4 protein-coding genes and 1 pseudogene are annotated in these 3,168 nt (G+C 63.5%); all 5 read right to left on the bottom strand.

Annotation, left to right across the window (positions count from 1 at the left end):
• A partial coding sequence (locus tag J4G38_RS27565; RefSeq protein WP_226164012.1) for a hypothetical protein occupies positions 1-315 on the bottom strand: 315 nt, incomplete at its 3' end.
• Between the two features lie 57 nt (positions 316-372).
• Positions 373-573, bottom strand: coding sequence for a hypothetical protein (locus tag J4G38_RS27560; RefSeq protein ID WP_210522061.1), 201 nt, complete (start codon positions 571-573; stop codon positions 373-375).
• A 122-nt stretch (positions 574-695) separates the two neighbouring features.
• Complete coding sequence (locus tag J4G38_RS27555; protein WP_210522060.1) at positions 696-1,628, bottom strand: DUF5712 family protein; 933 nt, start codon at positions 1,626-1,628, stop codon at positions 696-698.
• Positions 1,628-2,254, bottom strand: coding sequence for a BfmA/BtgA family mobilization protein (locus J4G38_RS27550; protein WP_210522059.1), 627 nt, complete (start codon positions 2,252-2,254; stop codon positions 1,628-1,630). Before J4G38_RS27550 ends, J4G38_RS27555 begins: the two co-directional genes overlap by 1 nt.
• Before the next feature lie 431 nt (positions 2,255-2,685).
• Positions 2,686-3,168, bottom strand: a pseudogene (locus J4G38_RS27545) (hypothetical protein); the annotation flags it as partial.

Raw genomic sequence — 3,168 nt, 5'->3', positions numbered from 1 at the left:
ATAGGGCGGCAAATTATTCATGTCCTCCATCAGCGCCGCCATTTCCGCCGCGTAAGGGTACGCCCGGCCGGGCTGCTCGGGCGGCAGCGGGCGCACGTCGGCCGCTGGGGCAATGTCGGGCCGGTACCACCGCATCAGCTCGTCGTGCATCTGCACCTGGTCAACCTCGCCCGCGACGTAGCGCAATTGCAGCTGCGCCATTTCCGGGGAGGGCACCGCCCGGTCACTGGCCCCAACGCAAATGGCCCACCGCACCGCGTCCCACCGCTGCGCGGGGGTTTGTTCTTCCTCGTCAAACTGGGGCGTATAGCTCATGCGGGGGCTTTATTGACTTTTGGGAACTACCGTTTTGCAATTGCAAAAAAGAGCGGACTACGCTTCGCTCTTGGGCTGCCCGGCTGGGGCCTTTCGCAGTTCCTTGAGGGTGGCGTATAGGGCAAGGGCGCGTTGCTGCTTGGTGGCCAGCTCGGCCTCGTCCACCGGCAAGCCGTGGTTGCTTTGCAGCGCGTCAATCTCGAATTCCAGCACGGCCAGCTCGTCGGTAGCGGCGTTGATTTTAGCTTGATTTTCCATACCACAAGATACGAAAAAAGGGCCGTATTACCTCAAAAACGCGGTTTTAAGGCCGCGAGAATCTTGTATTTGCGGCGCAGCTTGGGCGGGGTGTCGGATACGCGAAGCTCGCCCCGCTCCGCTTAGAGCCGGGGGCCGCGCACCCGCCGCTGCTCGGGAGCCGGCGGCTCAGGCACGGCCGGCTGCTGGGCGGGGCTTAGCTCCTGCACGGCCTGCGCCGGGGCGGCAACGGCCAGCGGCGGGCGCTGCTCCGGGGCCAGCTGCTGCGCGGCGGCTTGCTGCTCGGGGGCGACTTGCTGCACCGCCTGGCGCTGCTCCTGGATGGCCTGCACGCGCAGGGCCGCGCACTCTTCCGGGCTGCCGTGCTGCATCGTGTGGGCATACCGGAAGGTTTCGGTCAGGGGCCGCTCGTAGGCAAACGCCTGGTCAAACGCCTGCTCTACCCGCTCCGAATACTGCTTGCGCTCGAAGCCGCCCGTCACCACCCCGCGCTGCGTGTTCTTGTGGTTGGTCAGCGGGCTCAGGTGGTACGGGTTTTTCCGCTCCAGCTCGCCGGCCCGCTTGCGCTCGTTGTAGCGGGCGAGGTTCTCCGTCCGGCTGACGATGACGTGAATGTGCGTCTGCGGGCCGGCCTTCGTCTGGCCCTTGGCCACGTCGCCCACCTGCACCGCCCGGTCCTGGTGGTTCGTGGTGCGCTCGTGTTCCACCTTGGCGAAGTACACCAGGTCGCGGCCCTCGATGCCCTTCCCAAAGTTGGCCGCGTACTGCTCCATCGCCGCCCGCGTGTAGGCCCGCAGCTTCTCCGGGTCGCTGTCAATGTGGCGCAGCTCGGCTTGGCTCGGGGCGAGCACTACCTGGTAATACTTGTCCGCGTCGCGGTTCAGGTTGCGCTTGTTTTGGTCGAGCGCGGCCACCACTTCGGCGGCCGGCACGTCGGCGCGGTCGAGGCCGAACCACTGCCCTTGTACCTCCTTTTCGAGGTAGGCCACCAGGCCGCCGCAGCTGCCCGACCGTTGGGAAAGGCCCTTGCCGGAACTGGGTATTTTGGCAACCATTAGGCGGGCTGGCTGGGGGGTGGAACGGGCGCACCGGCCGGGGCGGGGGTGGTACTCGGGGCCGCGCCGGGAACGGCCGGCGCGGGGTTGGGATTCATGGCCGGGTCCATCAGCTCGGGCCGAATGGCTAACCGCAGGGCCTGCAACAACGCCTGCTTGATGGCCACCAGGGCGGGGTCGTCCTGGCCCTTGGCCGGGGCCGGGGGCAAGGTGCCGGAAAGGAACAACGGCGTGAGCTGGGCCGGCAGGAGCCCCCGGCGCAGCACCCGGATAAACCAGTTGCTCAGCTCCTGCTCCTGGGCTTTGCTCAGGCCGGTCGGCGCACTCGCGGCCGGCGTGGCCAGCACCTTGTGCGCCTGCACCTCGGCCAGAATGGGCTTGAGGTAGGTCTTTTCCTGCTCCCGGATAAATCCAATCGTGCGCTTGTCCAAGTCGGCCAGCTTGGCCGTGAGCTTGGCTAGGCTCGTGGTCAGGTCCGGGCCGGTGGGGTGCCGGGGGTCGGCCTTGGTCACCCGGAAGTACTGCACCATCGCGGCCAACAGCTCGGGGTTGCTCAGCTCGTACTCCTTGGCCAGTTGCCGGAAACCGTCATAGGCCGCTTCCTCGGCGCGTATCGTTTTGTCCATGAACTCGGGTTTGAACTCAAATTATTACTGACTATCAGTTATTTAAATACGCATGTACTCGCCATGAGTTCACTGTAATTTGCTTTAATACTTACTATCAGCTACATAAAGTAGAGCGGAACGGTATGAAGCGAAGCGAATAGCGTTCCTGCTCGCTTCTAAATAGAACGAGGTCGTTAGGGTACTCTCGCGCCGTTTGGTGGTCCTGTTCGTGCCATTTAACGGTCTTGGTCAAGAGAACAAGAGGGAAGAAACGACCGGCTACCGTGCTACAAAGTAACAAAGTAGCCCGGCTTCCCCTTCCCCTGCGAGCTGGTTAAATCGGCTTCTTTAGCGTCTCCTGGCCCGCCCAAAGTGCCCCCTTGAAGTCGGACTAATAGCTTTTTTCAGTCGAACCAGGAGGTTTTATAAGCCCGGCACTGAATGGATAGTTACCATTTGCTCGGGTCGGCTTCTTCTTCCGTTGTGGTGCTGATAGGGGCCTGGTCGGTGGGGGTTGATTTTGCAATTGCAAACACCTCGGCCGGCTCCGCTGGGGCTTGCTCTCCGCCCACGATGGCCCGGACCTGTGCCTTGATGGCGGCAAAGTTTTGGGCGACCTCGGCCGGGCTTGCTTCCTGGAACGGGGCAATTTTTACGGCCTTACTTGGCTCGGCCCGGAACGTGGCGCGGAACTCCGGCCGGCCGCTCTCCACCACCAGGCCCGCGAACTCGCCCACCCCAAAGCGCATCACCTGCTGGGCCTCCAGCTTGTCGCGCTGCTGGATGCTCACCGATTCGCTGGTGCTCGTCGTGCGGGTACTCGGCTTGAAGATATTGAGCGGGCTGCTCTTGCTGGTGCCCTCCGTGGTGGACCGATACGTTTTGTCGATTTTGCCGAACATCTTGCTCACCCGCTCGGCCGTGGCCGTGTT

The sequence above is a fragment of the Hymenobacter terricola genome (assembly GCF_017921975.2).
Classification (GTDB): Bacteria; Bacteroidota; Bacteroidia; order Cytophagales; family Hymenobacteraceae; genus Hymenobacter; species Hymenobacter terricola.
Note: the sequence above shows the minus strand (reverse complement) of the source record. Positions and strands in the feature narration are given on the sequence as shown.

What these genes read in the sequence shown, in the direction of transcription:
- J4G38_RS27560 (WP_210522061.1), bottom strand. Translation starts at nt 573, where the DNA reads ATGGAAAATCAAGCTAAAATCAACGCCGCTACCGACGAGCTGGCCGTG.
- J4G38_RS27555 (WP_210522060.1), bottom strand. Translation starts at nt 1,628, where the DNA reads ATGGTTGCCAAAATACCCAGTTCCGGCAAGGGCCTTTCCCAACGGTCG.
- J4G38_RS27550 (WP_210522059.1), bottom strand. Translation starts at nt 2,254, where the DNA reads ATGGACAAAACGATACGCGCCGAGGAAGCGGCCTATGACGGTTTCCGG.